The 16,704-nt window shown below is 75.0% G+C and carries 12 protein-coding genes; 7 read left to right on the plus strand and 5 right to left on the minus strand.

Annotation, left to right across the window (positions count from 1 at the left end):
• Positions 1–93 precede the first annotated feature (93 nt).
• Positions 94–3,471: a beta-phosphoglucomutase family hydrolase gene (locus AC0VX2_RS11100; protein ID WP_020628176.1), complete on the plus strand. Its 3,378-nt coding sequence runs from the start codon at positions 94–96 to the stop codon at positions 3,469–3,471.
• A gap of 128 nt (positions 3,472–3,599) precedes the next feature.
• On the opposite strand, the gene AC0VX2_RS11105 is transcribed toward AC0VX2_RS11100, so the two are convergent.
• From AC0VX2_RS11105 to AC0VX2_RS11115, 3 genes are all read right to left on the minus strand, one after another.
• Complete coding sequence (locus AC0VX2_RS11105) at positions 3,600–4,949, minus strand: sensor histidine kinase (protein ID WP_020623969.1); 1,350 nt, start codon at positions 4,947–4,949, stop codon at positions 3,600–3,602.
• A complete protein-coding gene (locus AC0VX2_RS11110) occupies positions 4,946–5,611 on the minus strand; it encodes a response regulator transcription factor (RefSeq protein WP_036382382.1) in 666 nt (221 codons plus the stop codon). The genes AC0VX2_RS11105 and AC0VX2_RS11110 overlap by 4 nt, the downstream gene beginning before the upstream one ends.
• Positions 5,612–5,898: 287 nt before the next feature.
• Complete coding sequence (locus tag AC0VX2_RS11115; protein ID WP_020623967.1) at positions 5,899–7,353, minus strand: L-lactate permease; 1,455 nt, start codon at positions 7,351–7,353, stop codon at positions 5,899–5,901.
• 81 nt (positions 7,354–7,434) lie between these two features.
• On the opposite strand from AC0VX2_RS11115, the gene AC0VX2_RS11120 reads away from it, so the two are divergent.
• Entirely contained in the window at positions 7,435–8,589 is a 1,155-nt protein-coding gene (locus AC0VX2_RS11120; RefSeq protein WP_144820120.1) for a nitronate monooxygenase, read from the plus strand.
• A gap of 51 nt (positions 8,590–8,640) precedes the next feature.
• Here the strand turns inward: AC0VX2_RS11120 and AC0VX2_RS11125 are convergent, their stop codons facing one another.
• Entirely contained in the window at positions 8,641–9,648 is a 1,008-nt protein-coding gene (locus AC0VX2_RS11125) for an IS481 family transposase (protein WP_136940067.1), read from the minus strand.
• A 129-nt stretch (positions 9,649–9,777) separates the two neighbouring features.
• Between AC0VX2_RS11125 and AC0VX2_RS11130 the strand changes: the two genes are divergently transcribed.
• From AC0VX2_RS11130 to AC0VX2_RS11140, 3 genes are all read left to right on the plus strand, one after another.
• Positions 9,778–11,121 carry a sensor histidine kinase gene (locus AC0VX2_RS11130; protein WP_063189408.1) on the plus strand — a complete coding sequence of 448 codons (1,344 nt, stop codon included), beginning with the start codon at positions 9,778–9,780 and terminating at the stop codon, positions 11,119–11,121.
• A gap of 38 nt (positions 11,122–11,159) precedes the next feature.
• Positions 11,160–11,852 carry a response regulator gene (locus AC0VX2_RS11135; RefSeq protein WP_020625618.1) on the plus strand — a complete coding sequence of 231 codons (693 nt, stop codon included), beginning with the start codon at positions 11,160–11,162 and terminating at the stop codon, positions 11,850–11,852.
• 370 nt (positions 11,853–12,222) lie between these two features.
• On the plus strand, positions 12,223–12,489 hold the full coding sequence (locus tag AC0VX2_RS11140) for a hypothetical protein (protein WP_020625619.1): 267 nt from the start codon (positions 12,223–12,225) through the stop codon (positions 12,487–12,489).
• 13 nt (positions 12,490–12,502) lie between these two features.
• Here the strand turns inward: AC0VX2_RS11140 and AC0VX2_RS11145 are convergent, their stop codons facing one another.
• Positions 12,503–13,078, minus strand: coding sequence for a TetR/AcrR family transcriptional regulator (locus AC0VX2_RS11145; RefSeq protein ID WP_020625620.1), 576 nt, complete (start codon positions 13,076–13,078; stop codon positions 12,503–12,505).
• 165 nt (positions 13,079–13,243) lie between these two features.
• On the opposite strand from AC0VX2_RS11145, the gene AC0VX2_RS11150 reads away from it, so the two are divergent.
• Together AC0VX2_RS11150 and AC0VX2_RS11155 are read left to right on the plus strand one after the other, a co-directional pair.
• Entirely contained in the window at positions 13,244–14,086 is an 843-nt protein-coding gene (locus AC0VX2_RS11150) for an ABC transporter ATP-binding protein (protein WP_475432589.1), read from the plus strand.
• Between the two features lie 2 nt (positions 14,087–14,088).
• Positions 14,089–16,623, plus strand: a complete 2,535-nt coding sequence (locus tag AC0VX2_RS11155; protein WP_020625622.1) for an FtsX-like permease family protein — start codon at positions 14,089–14,091, stop codon at positions 16,621–16,623.
• Positions 16,624–16,704 lie beyond the last annotated feature (81 nt).

Raw genomic sequence — 16,704 nt, forward strand, 5'->3', positions numbered from 1 at the left:
GCGGTCGGCCGGAACGACGGCGCGCTCGCTGCGGTGAACATCGCCGCGGCACTCCCCGTGCGGCCCCACTTCCCCGCCCGTAGGCTGGTTCCCATGTCGCAGACGCTCACCCCCGCCGCTCCGCAGGACCTGAACGCCCGCCGTCACCGGCTCCGCCGCTACCGCGCCGTCATCTTCGACATGGACGGGGTCATCACGGACACCGCCGGCGTGCACGCGCAGGCGTGGAAGGAGCTCTTCGACGGGGCGCTGCCCGCCGTGGGCGCGCTGCCCGCCAACGCCGCCGTCGTCGCCGCGGACCCGGACGTGCTGCGTCCCTTCGACGCCGCCGCCGACTACCTGCACCACGTGGACGGACGCCCCCGCGAGGACGGGGTCCGCACGTTCTTCGCCTCCCGCGGCCTGCACGTCCCGGAGGCCGACGCCCCCGAGGCGGACGCGGCCCCGGAGCTGACGGTCCTCGCCCTCGCCGAGCGCAAGCAGGGCTACTTCGAGCAGGTCCTCGAACGCGACGGCGTCCGCGTGTTCCCGGAGGCCCAGGACCTGCTCGAGCGGCTGCGGGCCAAGGGCGTGCCGGTCGCACTGGTCACCAGCTCCAAGAACTCCCGCGCCGTGCTCACGGCCGGCGGCGTGCTGGACTTCTTCCCCGTGATCGTGGACGGGAACACCGCCCTCGAGCGCGGGCTGCCGGGCAAGCCGGACCCGGCGATGTTCTGGGAGGCCGCCCGGGAGCTGGGCGTCGACGTCGCGGACGCGATGGTCCTCGAGGACGCCGTCTCCGGTGTGAAGGCCGCCGCGGACGGCCGCTTCGGCCTCGTGATCGGCGTGGACCGCGAGCCCGATCTCGGCAAGGGCCGGCTCAAGGAGGCCGGCGCCCACCTGGTGGTCCAGGACTACGGGACCCTGCATCTGGAGGACCGCACCACCACCCCGTTCGACCCCGCGTGGGTGCTGCGCTGGGACCGCTTCGACCCGGCCTCCGAGGGCACACGCGAGGTGCTGTGCACCCTGGCCAACGGGTACTGGGGCACCCGCGGCGCTGTGCCCGGCACGCGCATCTCCTCCGTCCACTACCCCGGCACCTACATGGCCGGGGTGTTCAACCGGCTGACCTCGATGGTCCAGGGCCGGGTCGTGGAGACCGAGCACATGGTCAACATCCAGGACTGGACCCCGCTCGTGGTGACCCCGCGCCACGGCCGCCCGCTGCTGCCGGGCGAGGAGAACCTCGTGGAGTACGGCCAGGAGATGGACCTGCGCCGCGGCGTGCTCTCCCGCACCATGACCTTCGAGGACGAGCAGGGCCGGCGCACCACGGTCCACACCCGGCAGTTCACCTCGCTGGCCAACCGGCACCTCGCCGCGATCGAGCTGACCGTGGTGGCGGAGAACTGGTCCGGGGACCTCACGGTGCGCTCGAAGATCGAGGGCCGCGTGGCCAACCTCAACGTCTCCGACGACCGCACCCTCGCCAACCAGCACCTCGAGCCGGTCCAGGCCCGGGAGATCGACGGCGAGACCGTCCTGCTCGAGACCGCCACCAACCAGTCCGGCATCCACGTGGCCGTGGCCACCCGCACCCGCCAGGTGGCGCCGGTGGGCCACCACGAGCCCATCCGCCGCCCCGTGGACGGCTCGGACCTGGTGGTCGGCCAGGACATCCTCCTCCACGTGGACGAGGGCGTGCCGCTCGTGCTGGAGAAGATCGCCGCCGTCGCCACGAGCCACGACCACGCCAACGCCTCCGTGTGGGAGTCGGCGGTGAAGGACGTCCAGCGCGCCCAGAACTTCCGCAACCTGCTGACCCTGCACGAGCAGCGCTGGGGCACCAACTGGGACCGGTTCTCCGTGCGCATCGACCTGGCCGAGCCGTACCGGCATCAGCGCCGCTCCACGGCGGCGGAGGCCGGCGGCGAATACGCGCCGCCCGTCGTCGACGCCGGCCACTCGGCCCCGGTGGGGTCCGCGGTCCCGATGGGCAAGGACGGCGCGTCGCTGCGCCAGCAGCTCGCCCTGAACCTGCACACGTTCCACGTGCTCCAGACGGCCTACGGCCGCCGCCGGGACCTGGACGCCTCCGTGGGGGCACGCGGCCTGCACGGCGAGGGCTACCGCGGCCACATCTTCTGGGACGAGATCTACGTCTACCCGATGCTCACGCTGCGCCGCCCCGAGATCACCCGGGGCCTGCTGATGTACCGCTACCGGCGTCTCAACGAGGCCCGCGCCAACGCCCAGGCCGAGGGCTGGGCCGGTGCCATGTACCCGTGGCAGTCCGGGGCGGACGGCTCCGAGGAGACGCCCACCGAGCTGTGGAACCCGCGCTCGCGCATGTGGATGCCGGACAACTCCCACAACCAGCGGCACGTCTCCCTGGACATCGCCTACTCGGTGCTGCGGTACATCGAGATCACGAAGGACACGTCCTTCATCTCGGACTACGGCGCGGAGATGCTCGTGGAGATCTCCCGGTTCTTCATGTCCATGACCCTGCACAACGCCGTCACGGACCGCTACGAGATCCACGGCGTCATGGGCCCGGACGAGTTCCACGACGGCTATCCCGAGACCCCCGGCTCCGGCCTGCGCAACAACGCGTACACGAACGTGCTGACCTCGTGGGTGCTCGCGGAGACCGCCCGCCTGGTCCGCTGGCTGGACACGATCGACGACGGCCTGCCCGAGCTCATGGAGATCTCCGAGGAGGAGATCGAGCGCTGGGAGGAGGTCAGCACCCGCCTGACCGTGCCGTTCTTCGAGGAGGGCGAGGAGGCCGGCATCCTCGCCCAGTTCGAGGGCTACCAGGACCTGCTCGAGTTCGACTGGGAGGCCTACCGCGCCAAGTACGGGAACATCGGCCGCATGGACCTGATCCTGCAGGCCGAGGGCGACGCCACCAACCGGTACAAGCTCTCCAAGCAGGCCGACACCCTCATGCTCGGCTACCTGTTCTCCTCCGAGGAGCTGGACCGGATCCTGCGCCGCATGGGCTACGAGCTGCCGCAGGAGGCGTTCGAGCGGATGGTCACGTACTACGAGGCCCGCTCGACGCACGGTTCCACGCTCTCCCGCCTGGTGCACGCGTGGGTGGCGGCCCGCACGGACCCGGACCGCTCGTGGGACCTGTTCACGGAGGCCCTCGAGTCGGACCTCTCGGACACGCAGGGCGGCACCACCAAGGAGGGCATCCACCTGGGCCTGATGGCGGGCACCGTGGACACGGTGATCCGCTGCTACGCGGGCCTCGAGACGCGCGACGACGTCGTCCGGCTGCACCCCCGCATGCCCGCCCAGCTGCCCGGCGCCCGGTTCACCATCCGGTTCCGCCAGCAGCCCGTGGTCATCCAGATGACCCAGCGGGAGGTGACGGTGGCCGCGGGCGAGGGCATGTGGCACGACGTGCCGATGATCATCGCCGGCCGCGAGCACACCCTGTCCCCCGGCGAGAAGCTGACGGTCCCGCTGGGCTGAGGGCCGCCGTCGTCGGCCACCCCACCCCGTCCCTTTGGGGGCGAAAGTGGGCGGTATCCCGCGCGGATACCGCCCACTTTCGCCCCCGGACGCGGGAGGACGCGGGAGGACGCGGCTGCCGCCCCGGCTTAGCGCAGCGGCAGCTCGGCGCGGACCACCCAGCAGCCGCCCAGCGGGCCGGCCGTGAGGGTGCCGCCGAACACGGCCACGCGCTCGCGCATGCCGGCCAGGCCGAAGCCGCTGGCCATCGCGACCACCACGCGGTCGCGGCGGGGCTCGCCCTCGTCCATGGGGCTGGCGATGCACAGCACGAGGCGGTCCGCGCCCTCGAGCTGCGAGGTCAGGCGCACCGTGCCGCGGCGCGGGGCGTGCTTGAGGATGTTCGTCACCGACTCCTGCACCACACGCAGCACGGTCAGCTCCAGGGAGCGCGGCAGCTCGTCCAGCTCGGTCAGCGAGCGCTCGACCGCGAACCCGGCCGCGTGCAGCTGGGCCTCGAACTCGTCGAGGCGGGCCGGCAGGTCCACGACGGCGTCCCCCTCCGCCGTCTGCGCGTTGCGGGAGGAGCCGCGCAGCGCGGTGAGCATGCGGCGCAGGTCCACGAGGGACTGCCGGGCGGCCTCCTCGATGGCCTTCTCCGCGGCGGCCCGTTTGTCCGGGTCCCTCTGGGTGGGCAGCATGGCGGCCTGCATCGAGATCACGGTGAGCCCGTGCGCGACGACGTCGTGCAGCTCCGCCGCGATCCGCTGCCGCTCCGCCTCCGCGGCGCAGGCGGCGGCCTCCTCGGCCCGGCGCAGGGCCGCCTCGCGGTCCCGGGCCCGATGCCGGGATCGGCGGATCATGAAGGCCGGCACCGCCACGCACAGCGCGACGATGAGCGTGATGACCATGACGCCCTTGAGGCTGTCCTCGTCCGCCCACGTGCCGTCGGTGAGGACCTCGCCCGCGACGGTGAGCAGGATGAGGGCGCCCAGGGCGAACCAGACGAACACCCGGTGCGAGTACCGCGTCACCATGGCCGCGCCCAGGACGACCCCGCCACTGAACGCCTGCGGGGTGAGGTGCGCGTGGTCCGCCTCCACGAGGCCCACCAGACCGAACGTGCTCCCGAGCAGCACGAACACCGCCGCGAGGGTGGGCTGCCACCCGAACAGCAGCGTGACCAGCACGCTCGCCAAGAACAGGACCCAGCGCAGGAGCGGCTCCCGCCCCTCACCCGTCAGCCCGCCGTCCTCCTCGAGGATGCCCGCGAGTTCGGGGTCAGCGCTCAGCCCGGCGGCCACCGTGGGCCCCAGCACCAGGGTGAGGATCTCCCCCAGCACCATGAGCCCGACGATCACGTAGAGGACGATCCGCATGTGCCGGGAGACGGGTTCCGTGCGCAGGATCGCGGGCAGGCGGGAGTCCAGGGGAGACTCGGCGGGCGGGCGCGACGTCGCCGTCGTCGTCCGAGCCGGGGCGGGCGCCGCGATGCTCATCCGATGTCCACGAGGCCCGCGCGGGCGGCGCGGATGAGGATCTGCACGCGGTCACGGACCTGCCACTTGTCCAGGACCTTGCCGATGTGGGACTTCACCGTGGCCTCCGCGAGGAACAGGGCGCCGGCGATCTCCGCGTTGGAGGCGCCCTTGGCGAGCTCGCGGACCACGTCCAGCTCGCGCTCGGTGAGGCGCTCGTGCGGGGCGAGGGGCTCGGCCGGGCAGGGGTCGGCGTGCTCGGGGGCCGCGGTGACGGCCTCCACCAGGTCCGCGGCCACGCGGGCGGAGAACACGGCGTCCCCGGCGTGGACGCGGCGGATGGCGTCCACGACCTCGGCCGGCGGTGCGTCCTTCACGAGGTAGCCTGCGGCGCCGGCGCGCAGGGCGGGCACGAGGTACTGCTCGGAGGAGAAGGTGGTGATCGCCAGGACGCGCACGCCCGGGGCCTCGGCGGAGATGCGCGCGGTGGCCTCGACGCCGTCCATGCGGGGCATCTGCATGTCCATCAGCACGACGTCGGGGGCCAGCGTGCGGGCCGCCTCGAGGGCCTGGACCCCGTCCTCGGCGGAGCCGACCACCTCGAGGTCCTCGGCCTGGGCCACGAAGTGCTCGAGGGCGGTGCGCATCAACGCCTGGTCGTCGGCCACGACTACTCGGATCATGGCGTCCAGCCTAGGCGGCGCACAGGCCGCCGCGCGTCCGCCGAAGGTCGACGTCGGCCCCCGCCTCGGGGCGGACCGGGCCGGCTCCCGCGCCCGGCCGGCCACCGCAGTCCCGGCGCCTCCGTGGGCAGAACCCACAACCCCGTCGCCTCCGTGGGCAGAACCCACAACCCCGTCGCCTCCGTGGGCAGAAGAGAGGGCACTTCTGCCCACGGAACGCTCTGGCCTGCCGCTTCCGCCCACGGAACCGGGCCGCCCCACCCGGGCCCCGCTCCACCCCCCGCGCGTCACCGCGGCAGCAGGAACCAGCCCATCACGGCCATGCCGAGGATCCCGGCGAGCATGGCCGGCAGCAGCACCACGAACAGGTTCCGCCGCGTCACGGTCCAGCCGGGCATCTGCGGCGACTGCGCCCCCGCGGCCATGCCGTGGGCCACCTGGATGCGAGCGGGCCCGGCGACGATGCCCCAGCCGGCCGCCGCGTTGTGCAGGCCGTTGGACCAGGGCGGGGGGACGCCCAGCGCGGCACCCGTGTCCATCTGCAGGGGGCCGATCAGGGCCATGGCCCCGGTGTTCGAGGCCGTGATGAAGCCGGCGAACGCGCCGAGGAACGGCATCGCCACCAGGTAGGACTCCCCCATCCCGCTGAGCGCACCCGCGAGCGCCTGCGAGACCCCGCCGGCGGAGAGGATGAGCCCGAACGCCACGTAGAGCGCGTTGGGGATGGCGGTGCCCACCCACAGCTTCCCGGCCTCGCGGGGGACGCGGCGGCGGGCAGCGTCATCGAGGCGGAGCAGCTGCACGCCCACGCCCACCGCCACGAACGCCCACAGCGCCGGCGTCCCCACCAGGGCCGCCGCCCCCTCGAGTCCGAGGGCGCCCTTCACGGTGGTGCCCAGCACGGTACCGGCCATGAGGGTCAGATACGGCACCACGTCCCGCCCCGGCCCGGGCAGCAGCCGGCCGCCGCGGATCACGAGCAGCCAGGCCACGGTGAGCACGAACGTGGCGACGGCGCCCGCCGGCGCGGTGCCGACCACGAGGTTCGCCCCCAGGATCAGCGCCCACTGGGCGACCCCGGAGAGCACGGCGATGCCGAGCCAGGGCAGCGTGGGGGCCGGGCCGGCGTCGACTCGCATGCCGCGCGCCCCGCGCAGCAGCAGCACCGTGGCCACGCCCGCCACCAGGCAGGCCGGCAGGTTGAACACCGCGGCGGTGACCCCGATCTCCCGGAAGTCCAGGCCGAACAGGCGCGCGCCCATGAGCGTGCCCGGCGCCATGGACCCCCACGGCCCGATGGTGAGCGCGAGGACGGAGATCAGCGCGGACCGGAACGCCGTGTAGCCCAGGCCCACCAGCAGCGGAACGCCCACGATCAGGGAGACGCCGAACCCGGTTACCGTCTCGAGGAACGGGATGACGCCGTGCACCATGAGCAGCGCGGTCGCGATCGTGGGGCCGTTGCCCGCCGACAGCCACGCGGCCAGGCGCTCGTGTCCGCCCGAGTACTCCATGACGCGGGACAGGGTGATGCCGCCGGCGATGATCGCCAGGATCTCGAGCAGCGTGGGCACGCCGGCGCCGATCGCGCCGCCCAGGTCGCCCGGGGCCACGCCGAAGACCGTGAGGGCCAGCAGCACGGCCACGGCCGTCCCGGCGGCCGGGGCCACCCACGCGGGCAGCCGGGTGAGCAGCAGCACGAGGGTGAGCAGGATGGGTGAGAGCGCCAGCAACACCTCCACGGCGCACCCCCTCTCCTCGTGTACTGCGCCCCACTGTAGGCGCGGGGTGGGGCCGACACCCCTCCCCTTACTCTGGGGGTCATGACGCAGCCATCCCACCCCGACGACGTCACCCGCGCCCGCCTGATCCCGCCCGTGCCCGTGGCGGTGGCCCCGATGGCCGGCGGCCCCTCGACCCCGGAGCTGGTCGCCGCCGTCGTCGGCGCAGGCGGCGGCGGGTTCCTCGCCGGCGGCATGCGGACGGCCGCGCAGATGCGCGCGCAGGTGGACGCGCTGCGCGCGCTGCTGGGCGCGGAGGGGCCGGACCGCTGGGGCGTGAACCTGTTCGTGCCGGACGCGGTGAACACGGCCATCCCGGACGCGGCGCGCACGGAGGCGGCACGGTCGGCGCGGACGGCGGCCGTCGCCGCGTACCGGGCGGGCCTGACGGCCGACGGCGCCGCCGGCCTGCCCACCGCCGCGGACGTCGTCCCGGACCCGGACGCCGAACGGGCCGACTTCGACGCCCTGCTCACCGCCGCCGAGGAGCAGGCGTGGCCGCTGGTCTCCTTCACGTTCGGCCTGCCGGCCGCCGACGTGTTCGCCCGGCTGGCCGCCGCGGGTATCCCGGCCGGAGCCACCGTGACGGACGCGACCGAGGCGCGGGCCGCCCTCGACCACGGGGCCGCGTTCCTCGTGGTGCAGGGCCACCGCGCCGGCGGGCACCGGGGCACGTCGGACCCGGCCGCGGAGCCGACCCGCGCCGAGCTGCCGACGGTGCTGGCGGCGGTGCGCGACGTCGTCGGGACGGGGGCCGCGAGCGCCATGCCCGTGGTGGCCGCGGGCGGCGTGGGCACCGCCGAGGACGTGCGCGCCCTGCTCACCGCCGGCGCGGACGCCGTCGCGGCCGGCACCGCGTTCCTCCTCACCCCGGAGGCGGGCACCTCGGCGGCGCACCGGGCCGCCGTCGCGGCGTGTGCGGCCGGGACACGCTTCTCCGCCGACGACGGCCGGGCCCGCACCGCCCTGACCCGCGCCTACACGGGGCGGTGGGCGCGGTCGCTGGCCACCGCGTTCATGGCGGAGCACCCGGACGCCCCCGCCGCGTACCCCGAGGTCAACGTCCTGACGAAGGGGCTGCGCGCCGCCGCCGCGGCCGTCGGCGACCTCGAACGCGTCCACCTGTGGGCCGGCACCGAGGCGCACCGGGTCCGTGAGGCGCCGGCCGCCGACGTCCTCGCCTCCCTCACGCCCTGAGGACCGCCCCGGATCATCCCGCGGGCTGACGCCGGCCCCTCCGCCTGCGGCCTAGGTGTAGGAGGGCATGACGTTGTTGACACGCACCGGGGCCAACGAGGCCGGTGGAGCATCTCCGCAGGAGGTATGCGGCCGATGGTAGTTGTAGTGATTCACCCACACCTGAAGGGCCTCACGCCGAGCCCGCTCTGAGGTGTAGGGGCGGGCGTAGAGGACCTCATCGACCATCAGCCGGTTGTAACGTTCGACCTTCCCGTTGTGACGCGGGGTGTAGGGGCGGATCCGGTGATGCCGGCCCCCGAGCGAGACCACCTTCCGGGTGAAGTCCACGGCCCGGTAGTTGTTGCCGTTGTCCGTGATCACCCGGTCCACGGTGATGCCGTGGGCGGCGAAGAACGCCCTCGCCCGGCAGAAGAACCCGATCGTGGTCACCGCCTTCTCGTCCTCCAACGCCTCGGTGTACGCCAGGCGGGTGTACCCGTCGATCGCCGAGTGCAGGTAGGTGTAGCCGACCCGCTGGCCAGACCCCCGCTTGGAAGCACGCCCTGCCTCACTGTCTCTTCCGTGGGCGCGCCAGCCTCCCCCTTCAGGGATGCGCCCGATTTTCTTCACGTCCAGGTGCACCATGTGCCCCGGGCCGCGGGCGGTGATCTTCTGGGGTCGTTGGCGGAGGTCTTCTCCGGCTGGGGTCAGGTCCCGTAGGCGGGAGATCCCGAGTCGGTGCAGCCACCTCCCCACGGTGCGCAGGCACACCTGGTGGCCTTCGGAGGCGAGGTGGTGATGGATGCGCCGGGCGGACCACTTCTCGGCCCGGCGCAGGGCCTCCAGCTCGGCCACGATCGCGGGGTCGAGCCGGGCAGGTGAGCGATGGGGCCGGCTCGACCGGTCTTGCAGTCCTGCCTCGCCTTCGGCACGGTAGCGGGCGACCCAGGTGGCCACCGTGGGCCGACTGACGCGGAACTCCGCGGCCACGTGGGACTGCGGGATCCCGTCGTTCAGGTGGCGGTGGACCATGCGCAGCCGGCCGGTGGGGGTCAGAGGTGCGTTAGCGTGAGTCACGAGCGGGCTTCCTTCCGCGGATGAGTGGATGTCGCAATTCCCATCCTGCGGGGCGGAGCCCGCTCGTCTCATCTCAGCCCGTGCCTCGTGTCAAGAACCTCATGACCCACAACACCTAGGCTGGCCCGCGTGAACCCCCTGCGCCGCCTCGACCAGTGGACGCGCCTGCACCCCGTGCGCACCGACGTGATGGCCGCCGCGGCACTGTTCACCGTGCTCGTGGCGCTGCCGTGGATCGCGCTCGGGCCGATGGTCGCCCCGGACCCCCAGGGCCGGCAGACGGCCGTCTCCCTCCTGGCCGGGGCCGGCATGGTCCTGCCGTGGGCCGTGCGTCGGGTGCGCCCGGTGGCCTCGGCCGCCGTCGTGACGGCCGCGGCCGTCCTGCACCTGCTCGCCGGGCCCGAGTTCAGCCTGTCCCTGCTGATGGTGCCGCTCACCGTCTACAACCTCGCCGCGAACGCGCCCCGGAGCGTCTCCGTGGCCGGGCTCCTCCTGGGGCTGGTCGGCGGCGTGGCCAACGGGGTGAAGGTGTGGCTGTTCCCGGCGCAGTTCGTCACCCCCGACGGCCTCACCGTCCGCTCCCCCGCGGAGCCGCTGGCCATGGTCATCATGGCGATCGGCTGCGGGCTCGTGGTGCTCACCGCGTGGGCGTTCGGCGACGTCGTGCGCAACCGCCGCCTCGCCGTGCGCGCCCTCGAGGACCGCGCCCACCGCCTCGAGGTGCAGTCCCGGCAGGAGCGCGAGCTCGCCGCCGCCGACGAGCGCAGCCACATCGCCCGGGAGATGCACGACATCGTCGCCCACTCCCTGCAGGTGATCATCTCCCAGGCCGACGGCGCCCGGTACGCCGCCGCCGCCAAGCCCGCGCTCGCGGTCACCGCGCTCGAGACCATCGGCCAGACCGGCCGTTCCGCGCTCGCGGACATGCGCCAGCTGCTCGGCGTGCTCCGCGAGACCGGCGAGACCGTGGCCGGGGTGCCCGGCGTGACCGACGACGACGCCCGGCGACCCGCCGCCGACGTCGTCGCCTCCCCCGACGGCCGCGGCACCCGCCTGCCCCCGGGCCGCCGGCCCCAGCCGCGACTCGCGGACCTGCCCGCCCTCGTGGAGACGATGCGCCTGTCCGGGCTCGAGGTGTCCCTGCTGGAGACCGGCACACCCCGCCGCACGCTGCCGGCGGGTGGGGAGCTGGCGGCGTACCGGATCGTGCAGGAGGCGCTCACCAACACGCTGCGCCACGGCGGGCCGGACGCGGACGCCTTCGTCACGCTCGCCTGGACGGCGCACGGCCTGGACCTGCAGATCGACGACGACGGCTGCGGCGCCGCCGCCGACCCCGCCACCCGGGGCAGCGGCCAGGGTCTGCGGGGGGCCGCCGAGCGGACGGCCCTGTTCGGCGGGACGCTCGAGACGGGGCCGCGCGTCGGGGCCGGGTACCGCGTGTCCGCCCACCTGCCGTACTCGGCGGTGTGAGGGGTGGCCGCCCCCGCCCGACTTGAGAGGATGACCCCATGAGCTCCGAGGAGACCGCCCCCGTCCGCGTGGCCCTGGTGGACGACCAGGCGTTGATCCGGTCCGGGCTGGCCATGCTCGTGGACTCGCAGCCGGACCTGACGGTCGTGGCGGAGGCGGGCAGCGGGCGCGAGGCGGTGGCGTCGGTGTCCGTGGCGGGCGCCGACGTCGTGCTGATGGACGTGCGCATGCCGGAGATGGACGGCATCGAGGCCACCCGCGCGCTGCTGCGCCGGCCGGACGCCCCGCGCGTCGTGGTGCTGACCACCTTCGACCTGGACGAGTACGCCTTCGACGCGATCGAGGCGGGCGCCAGCGGCTTCCTGCTCAAGGACGCCCCGCCCGAGGAGCTGCTCGCCGCGATCCGCACGGTGCACCGGGGCGACGCCGTGATCGCCCCGTCCACGACGCGCCGGCTCCTGACGCACATGGCCCCGCGTCTGCGCTCGGACCAGGTCCGCAGCGCCGAGTGCGAGGAGCAGCAGGCGGCCGTGGCGTCGCTGACCCCGCGCGAGCACGAGGTGCTGGTGCTCATGGCGCAGGGCGCCGCGAATCTGGAGATCGCCGCCGAGCTCGTGCTCTCCGAGGCCACGGTGAAGACGCACGTCGGCCGGGTGCTGGCCAAGCTCGGCGCCCGCGACCGCGTGCAGGCCGTGCTCATCGCCCACCGCGCGGGCCTCGTGCAGTTCTGACCCGCCGTTCCGGCACGCCCTGCAGCCCCCGCCCTAGCCCCTGCCCCACCCCTCGTCGAGGCCCGCAGACACGCCGCTACGCCGTCGTCGTAGCGGCGTGTCTGCGGGCCTCAACGGCCGGCCTCGACGGTCGGCCGGGGCGGTCGGCCGGGGCGGCGGGGCCCTTCCCTGAGCCACTCCCCAGGCGCCTGCCAGCACAATCACAGGTCATACCTGGGTATGAGTCGGACGCCCCGAGGTTCATCCTCATGGCCCTGCCGGTGCGCCCACCCCCTCCGCGATGCTGGACGCAGGCCCCGCAGCGGGTCCGCCGCCGGGGTGCACGCGCCGATGGCCGCCCCGGCCCGACGCGCACTGGAGGAGAGGCACCATGACCGGCAGCATCCTGGACCACCCCACCCCGACGACGTCCCGCGCCTCCGACCCAGCCGCCGAGCAGGCGCAGCGGGACAGTGAATGCGTGGCCTTCTTCGTGGCGCTGGTGACGGCCGCCGTCGTGATGCTGGGCCTGAGCCTGTTCACGGGGGTCGAGGGGCTGCTCCGCCTGGCGCTCACCGCGGGCGCCGGCCTGCTCGCCGGCGCCGTCGCGTGGGCCACCGCCCGCCCCGTCCTGGAGGACGACGCCCCGGGCGACTGACCCGGCCGCGCCCTCAGGGCCGCAGGCCGCGCAGGTACGTGTCCAGCAGCCAGCCCCGCTGGTCCGGGCCGTGGCCCAGCAGCGCGCACTCCGGCGACCGGGTGACCATGAGCAGGCCGAACAGGTAGTCCGCCCCGGTCACGTCCGGGCCCACGAGCCCGGCCCGCCGCGCCTCGGCCACCACCTGGTCCGCGAGCTCGAGGATCACACGCTCGGCCTCGGCGATGAGGGCCTCGGGCGGCCGGTCGGCGGGGTCGAAGTCGTCCCGGGCCGCCGCGAGCGAGGCCAGGTTCACGGCCCCCAGGTCCTCCGCGAGCCTCCGCCACCGCGCCTCGGTCCCACCGCCGTGCCCGTCCCCGCCCACCCCGTCGAGGAAGGCCTGCAGGATCCCCCCGGTGCGGGCCACGACGTCCTCGAGCACGGCGTCCAGCAGATCCCGACGCGTGGGGAAGTGCCGGTACAGCGTCCCCACGCCGACCCCGGCCTCCTGCGCCACCCCGCGCAGGGACATCGCCGCCCCCTGGGTGGCGATGAGACGGCCGGCGGCCGCCAGCAGGTCCTGGCGGTTGGCGCGGGCGTTGGCTCTCATGTCCCCATCATCCCACTCCACCCCGCACCGCCCGGCGGCGGGGACTTGACGCCCTCGGGCCCACGCCCCGGTGGCCCGCCTCATCCCCAGGCATGACCCGCCGCCGACGGAGGTGGTCCCCTCCTCCGATCCGCTCCGCCGGGTCCGGGCGGGAGAGTGGCCGCCATGGACACCGCTTCCTCCGCACACCCCGCCTCCCCCACGACCGCCGGCCCCGTCGCGCCGGGGCCGGGCACGCCGTCGTCGTCCGCCACCACGACGACGGCGCCCGCCGTCTGCGCCCGCGGCCTCACCCGCGCCTACGGGCGCGGTGACGCGCAGGTGCACGCCCTGCGCGGGGTGGACGTGGACTTCGCCTCGGGCGCGTTCACCGCGATCATGGGGCCCTCGGGCTCGGGCAAGTCGACGCTCATGCACTGCCTGGCCGGGCTGGACGCGCCGACCTCGGGCTCCGTGAGGATCGGCGGCACCGAGATCACCGGGCTGGACGACACCGCCCTGACCCGGCTGCATCGCGACCGCGTGGGCTTCGTGTTCCAGGCCTTCAACCTCGTGCCCACGCTCACGGCCGAACAGAACATCGTGCTGCCGCTCGAGCTGGCCGGCCGCACCCCGGACCGCGCCTGGCTGGACGAGATCACCCGGGCACTGGGCCTCGCGGACCGGCTGGGCCACCGCCCGCACGAGCTCTCGGGCGGTCAGCAGCAGCGCGTCGCCGTCGCCCGCGCCCTGCTCACCCGACCGGACGTCGTGTTCGGGGACGAGCCCACCGGCAACCTGGACACCGCCACCTCCACCGAGGTGCTCGGCCTGCTGCGCCGGTCCGCGCGGGAGATGGGCCAGACCGTCATCATGGTCACCCACGACCCCGTGGCCGCCTCCGCCGCCGACCGCGTCGTGCTGCTCGCGGACGGCCGCCTGGCCGGTGAGCTCGTGGACCCCACCGTCGAGTCCGTCACCGCGGCCCTGACCGCCCTGTCCGCCCCGGCCGAGGGCGGGGTGCGCTGACCGTGTGGACCGTCGCCCTCTCCCAGCTGCGCACCCAGCCGCGCCGCTACGTCTCCCTGGTGCTGGCCATCCTGATCGGCACCCTGTTCCTCGCGGCCTCCTTCCTCGTCTCCTCGACGGCGCAGGCCACCCTGCGCGCCACGCTCGGCAGCACCTACGCCGACGCCGACCTCGTGGTCCTGCCGGGCGGGTCCAAGGACATCTCCGACCTCGCCGGCACCTCCGCCGAGCCCGGCCCGCTGGCCCGCCTGGACGGCGTCGAGGAGGCGTACGCCCTGCGGATGGCGTGGGCGACGGCCCGCGCCGCGGACGCCGAGTTCGGCACCACGGTAATGCCCCTGCCCCGCGACCCGGCCCTGGCGGGCCTGACCGTGACCGCCGGCGCCCTGCCCGCCGCCGACGACGCCCGCGGCGTCACCCTCGACACGCAGACCGCGGACCGGCACGGAGTGGCCGTGGGCGACGTCGTCACGCTGGCGAGCGAGTCCGGGCCCGCCCCGGCCACCACGCCGGTGGACGCGGTGGTCACGGGCCTGACCCAGCCCTCCCCCGACCCGATGCTCTCCGGGCAGGCACAGGTGTGGGCCTCACCCGCGGCGCTGACCGCGGTGCAGGGCCAGGACGGGGAGGCCGGGTTCACCCCCCACCTGCTGCTGCGCCTGGCCGACGGAGCGGACGTCCCCGCCGTCGCCGAGGCCGCCCGCGCCGAGGCCACCGCGGCCGGGGTGGACGTCGACGTCGCGACCCCGGACGAGGCCGTGCGCTCGGCGGTGACGCAGCTGAGCGGCGGCACCGACCTGCTGGGCTGGGTGCTCGGCGGCTTCGCGGCGCTGGCCCTGCTGGTGACCGCGCTGGTCATCGCGAACACCTTCCAGGTGCTCGTGGCCCAGCGCACCCGTGACCTCGCGCTGCTGCGCACCATCGGCGCGACAACGGCCCAGGTGCGGGCCTCCGTGCTGACCGAGGCCGCCGTCGTGGGCGTGGTGGGCTCCGTGCTGGGCGCCGGGCTCGCCGTGGCGATCGTGGCCGGCGTGGCCGCGGCCGCCCGCGAGATGCTGGACCTGCCGTTCCTCACGTTCGGTCTGCACCCGGCCGGGCTCGCCGTCTCGGTGGCCGTGGGTGTGGCGGTGACGGTCCTGGCCGCGCTGGCCCCCGCGGTGGCCGCGACGCGCGTCGCCCCGCTCGAGGCCCTGCGGCCCAAGGACGAGGTGACCGCCGGATCGCGCGGCGGCCGGGTCCGCACGGCGATCGGGCTGGTGCTGGCCGTCGGCGGCACCGCGCTCATGCTGGGGGGTGTGTCCGTCCGGGAGCCGGTCTCAGCGATCGGCGGCGGCGCGCTGTCCTTCGTGGGCGTGCTCCTGCTGGCACGGCTGTTCGTGCCCGCCGCGGTGCGGGGGGCGGCCGTGCTGGCGCGTCCGGCCGGCGTCCCCGGGCACCTGGCCGGGCTGAACGCGGTGCGCCACCGGTCCCGGACCGCTGCCACCGCCGCGGCCCTGCTCGTGGGCACCACCCTCGTGGCGCTGTTCCTCACCGGCGGGCGCACCGCCCAGGAGCAGACGGCCCTCGCCCTGGACACCGCCTACCCGGTGGACCTCGTGGTGCAGCTGCCCGCCGACGCGGACCCGGCCCACGCGGCCGAGGCCGTCGCCGCGACGGCGGACGTGCAGGCGGTGGCCCTGGCCACCCCGGTGGGCGCCACGGAGAACGGGTCCCCCGTGCTGGCGACGCCGGCCGCGGACCTGCGCGCCGTCGTCGCGCGCCTGCCCGAGGCCGTGACCGGCCTCGGCGACCCCGGCACGGCGCTCGTGCCCGACTGGGTCGACACGGATCAGGTCCGCGCTGAGGTGGCGGGGGCCGCGCGGACGTTCGTCCCGGTGCGCGCCGGCTCGCTGAGCTCCGGCGTGTACGTGGCGGCCGAGCCGCTGCGCGAGGCCGGGTGGGACGGGACCGCGGACGCCGCCGTGCCGGGCCAGCTGCTCATCGCGCTCGACCCCGGTGTCCCCGTCGACCGCCTGCAGGGCCTGAGCGAGGACGTGACCCGGGCCGCGGGCGCCGGGGCGGCCGTGATCGACGGCGGGGCCGGCGAGCGCGCGCTCTACGCCCGGATCATCGACGCGATGCTCGGGATCGTGGTGGCGCTGCTGGCGGTGTCCGTGCTGATCGCGCTGATCGGCGTGGCGAACACGCTGAGCCTGTCCGTAATCGAGCGGACGCGCGAGAACGCGCTGCTGCGGGCCCTCGGCCTGACGCGAGGCGGACTGCGCGGGGCGATCGCGATCGAGGCCGTGCTGATCGCGGCCGTGGCCGCCGTGCTGGGCTGCGCCCTCGGGGTGTGCTACGGCTGGGCGGGGGCGCAGCTGGTCCTCGCCGACCTCTCCGCGACCGCGGGCGCCGGGACCGCGGTGCGCCCGGCCGTGCCGTGGCTCGAGCTCGGGCTGGTGGTGGCCGTGGCGGCGCTGGCCGGCCTGGCGGCGTCGCTGCTGCCCGCGCGTCGGGCGGCCCGGCTGAGCCCCGTGGCGGGCCTGGCCGCGGTGTGAGCGAGCGGGGCGCGGTGTGAGCGGGCGGGCCACGGTGTGAGCCGGGCCACGCCACGGCCCTCACTCGCGCGCTGCCCGGCG

Source organism: Micrococcus sp. iso_239, from assembly GCF_056173395.1.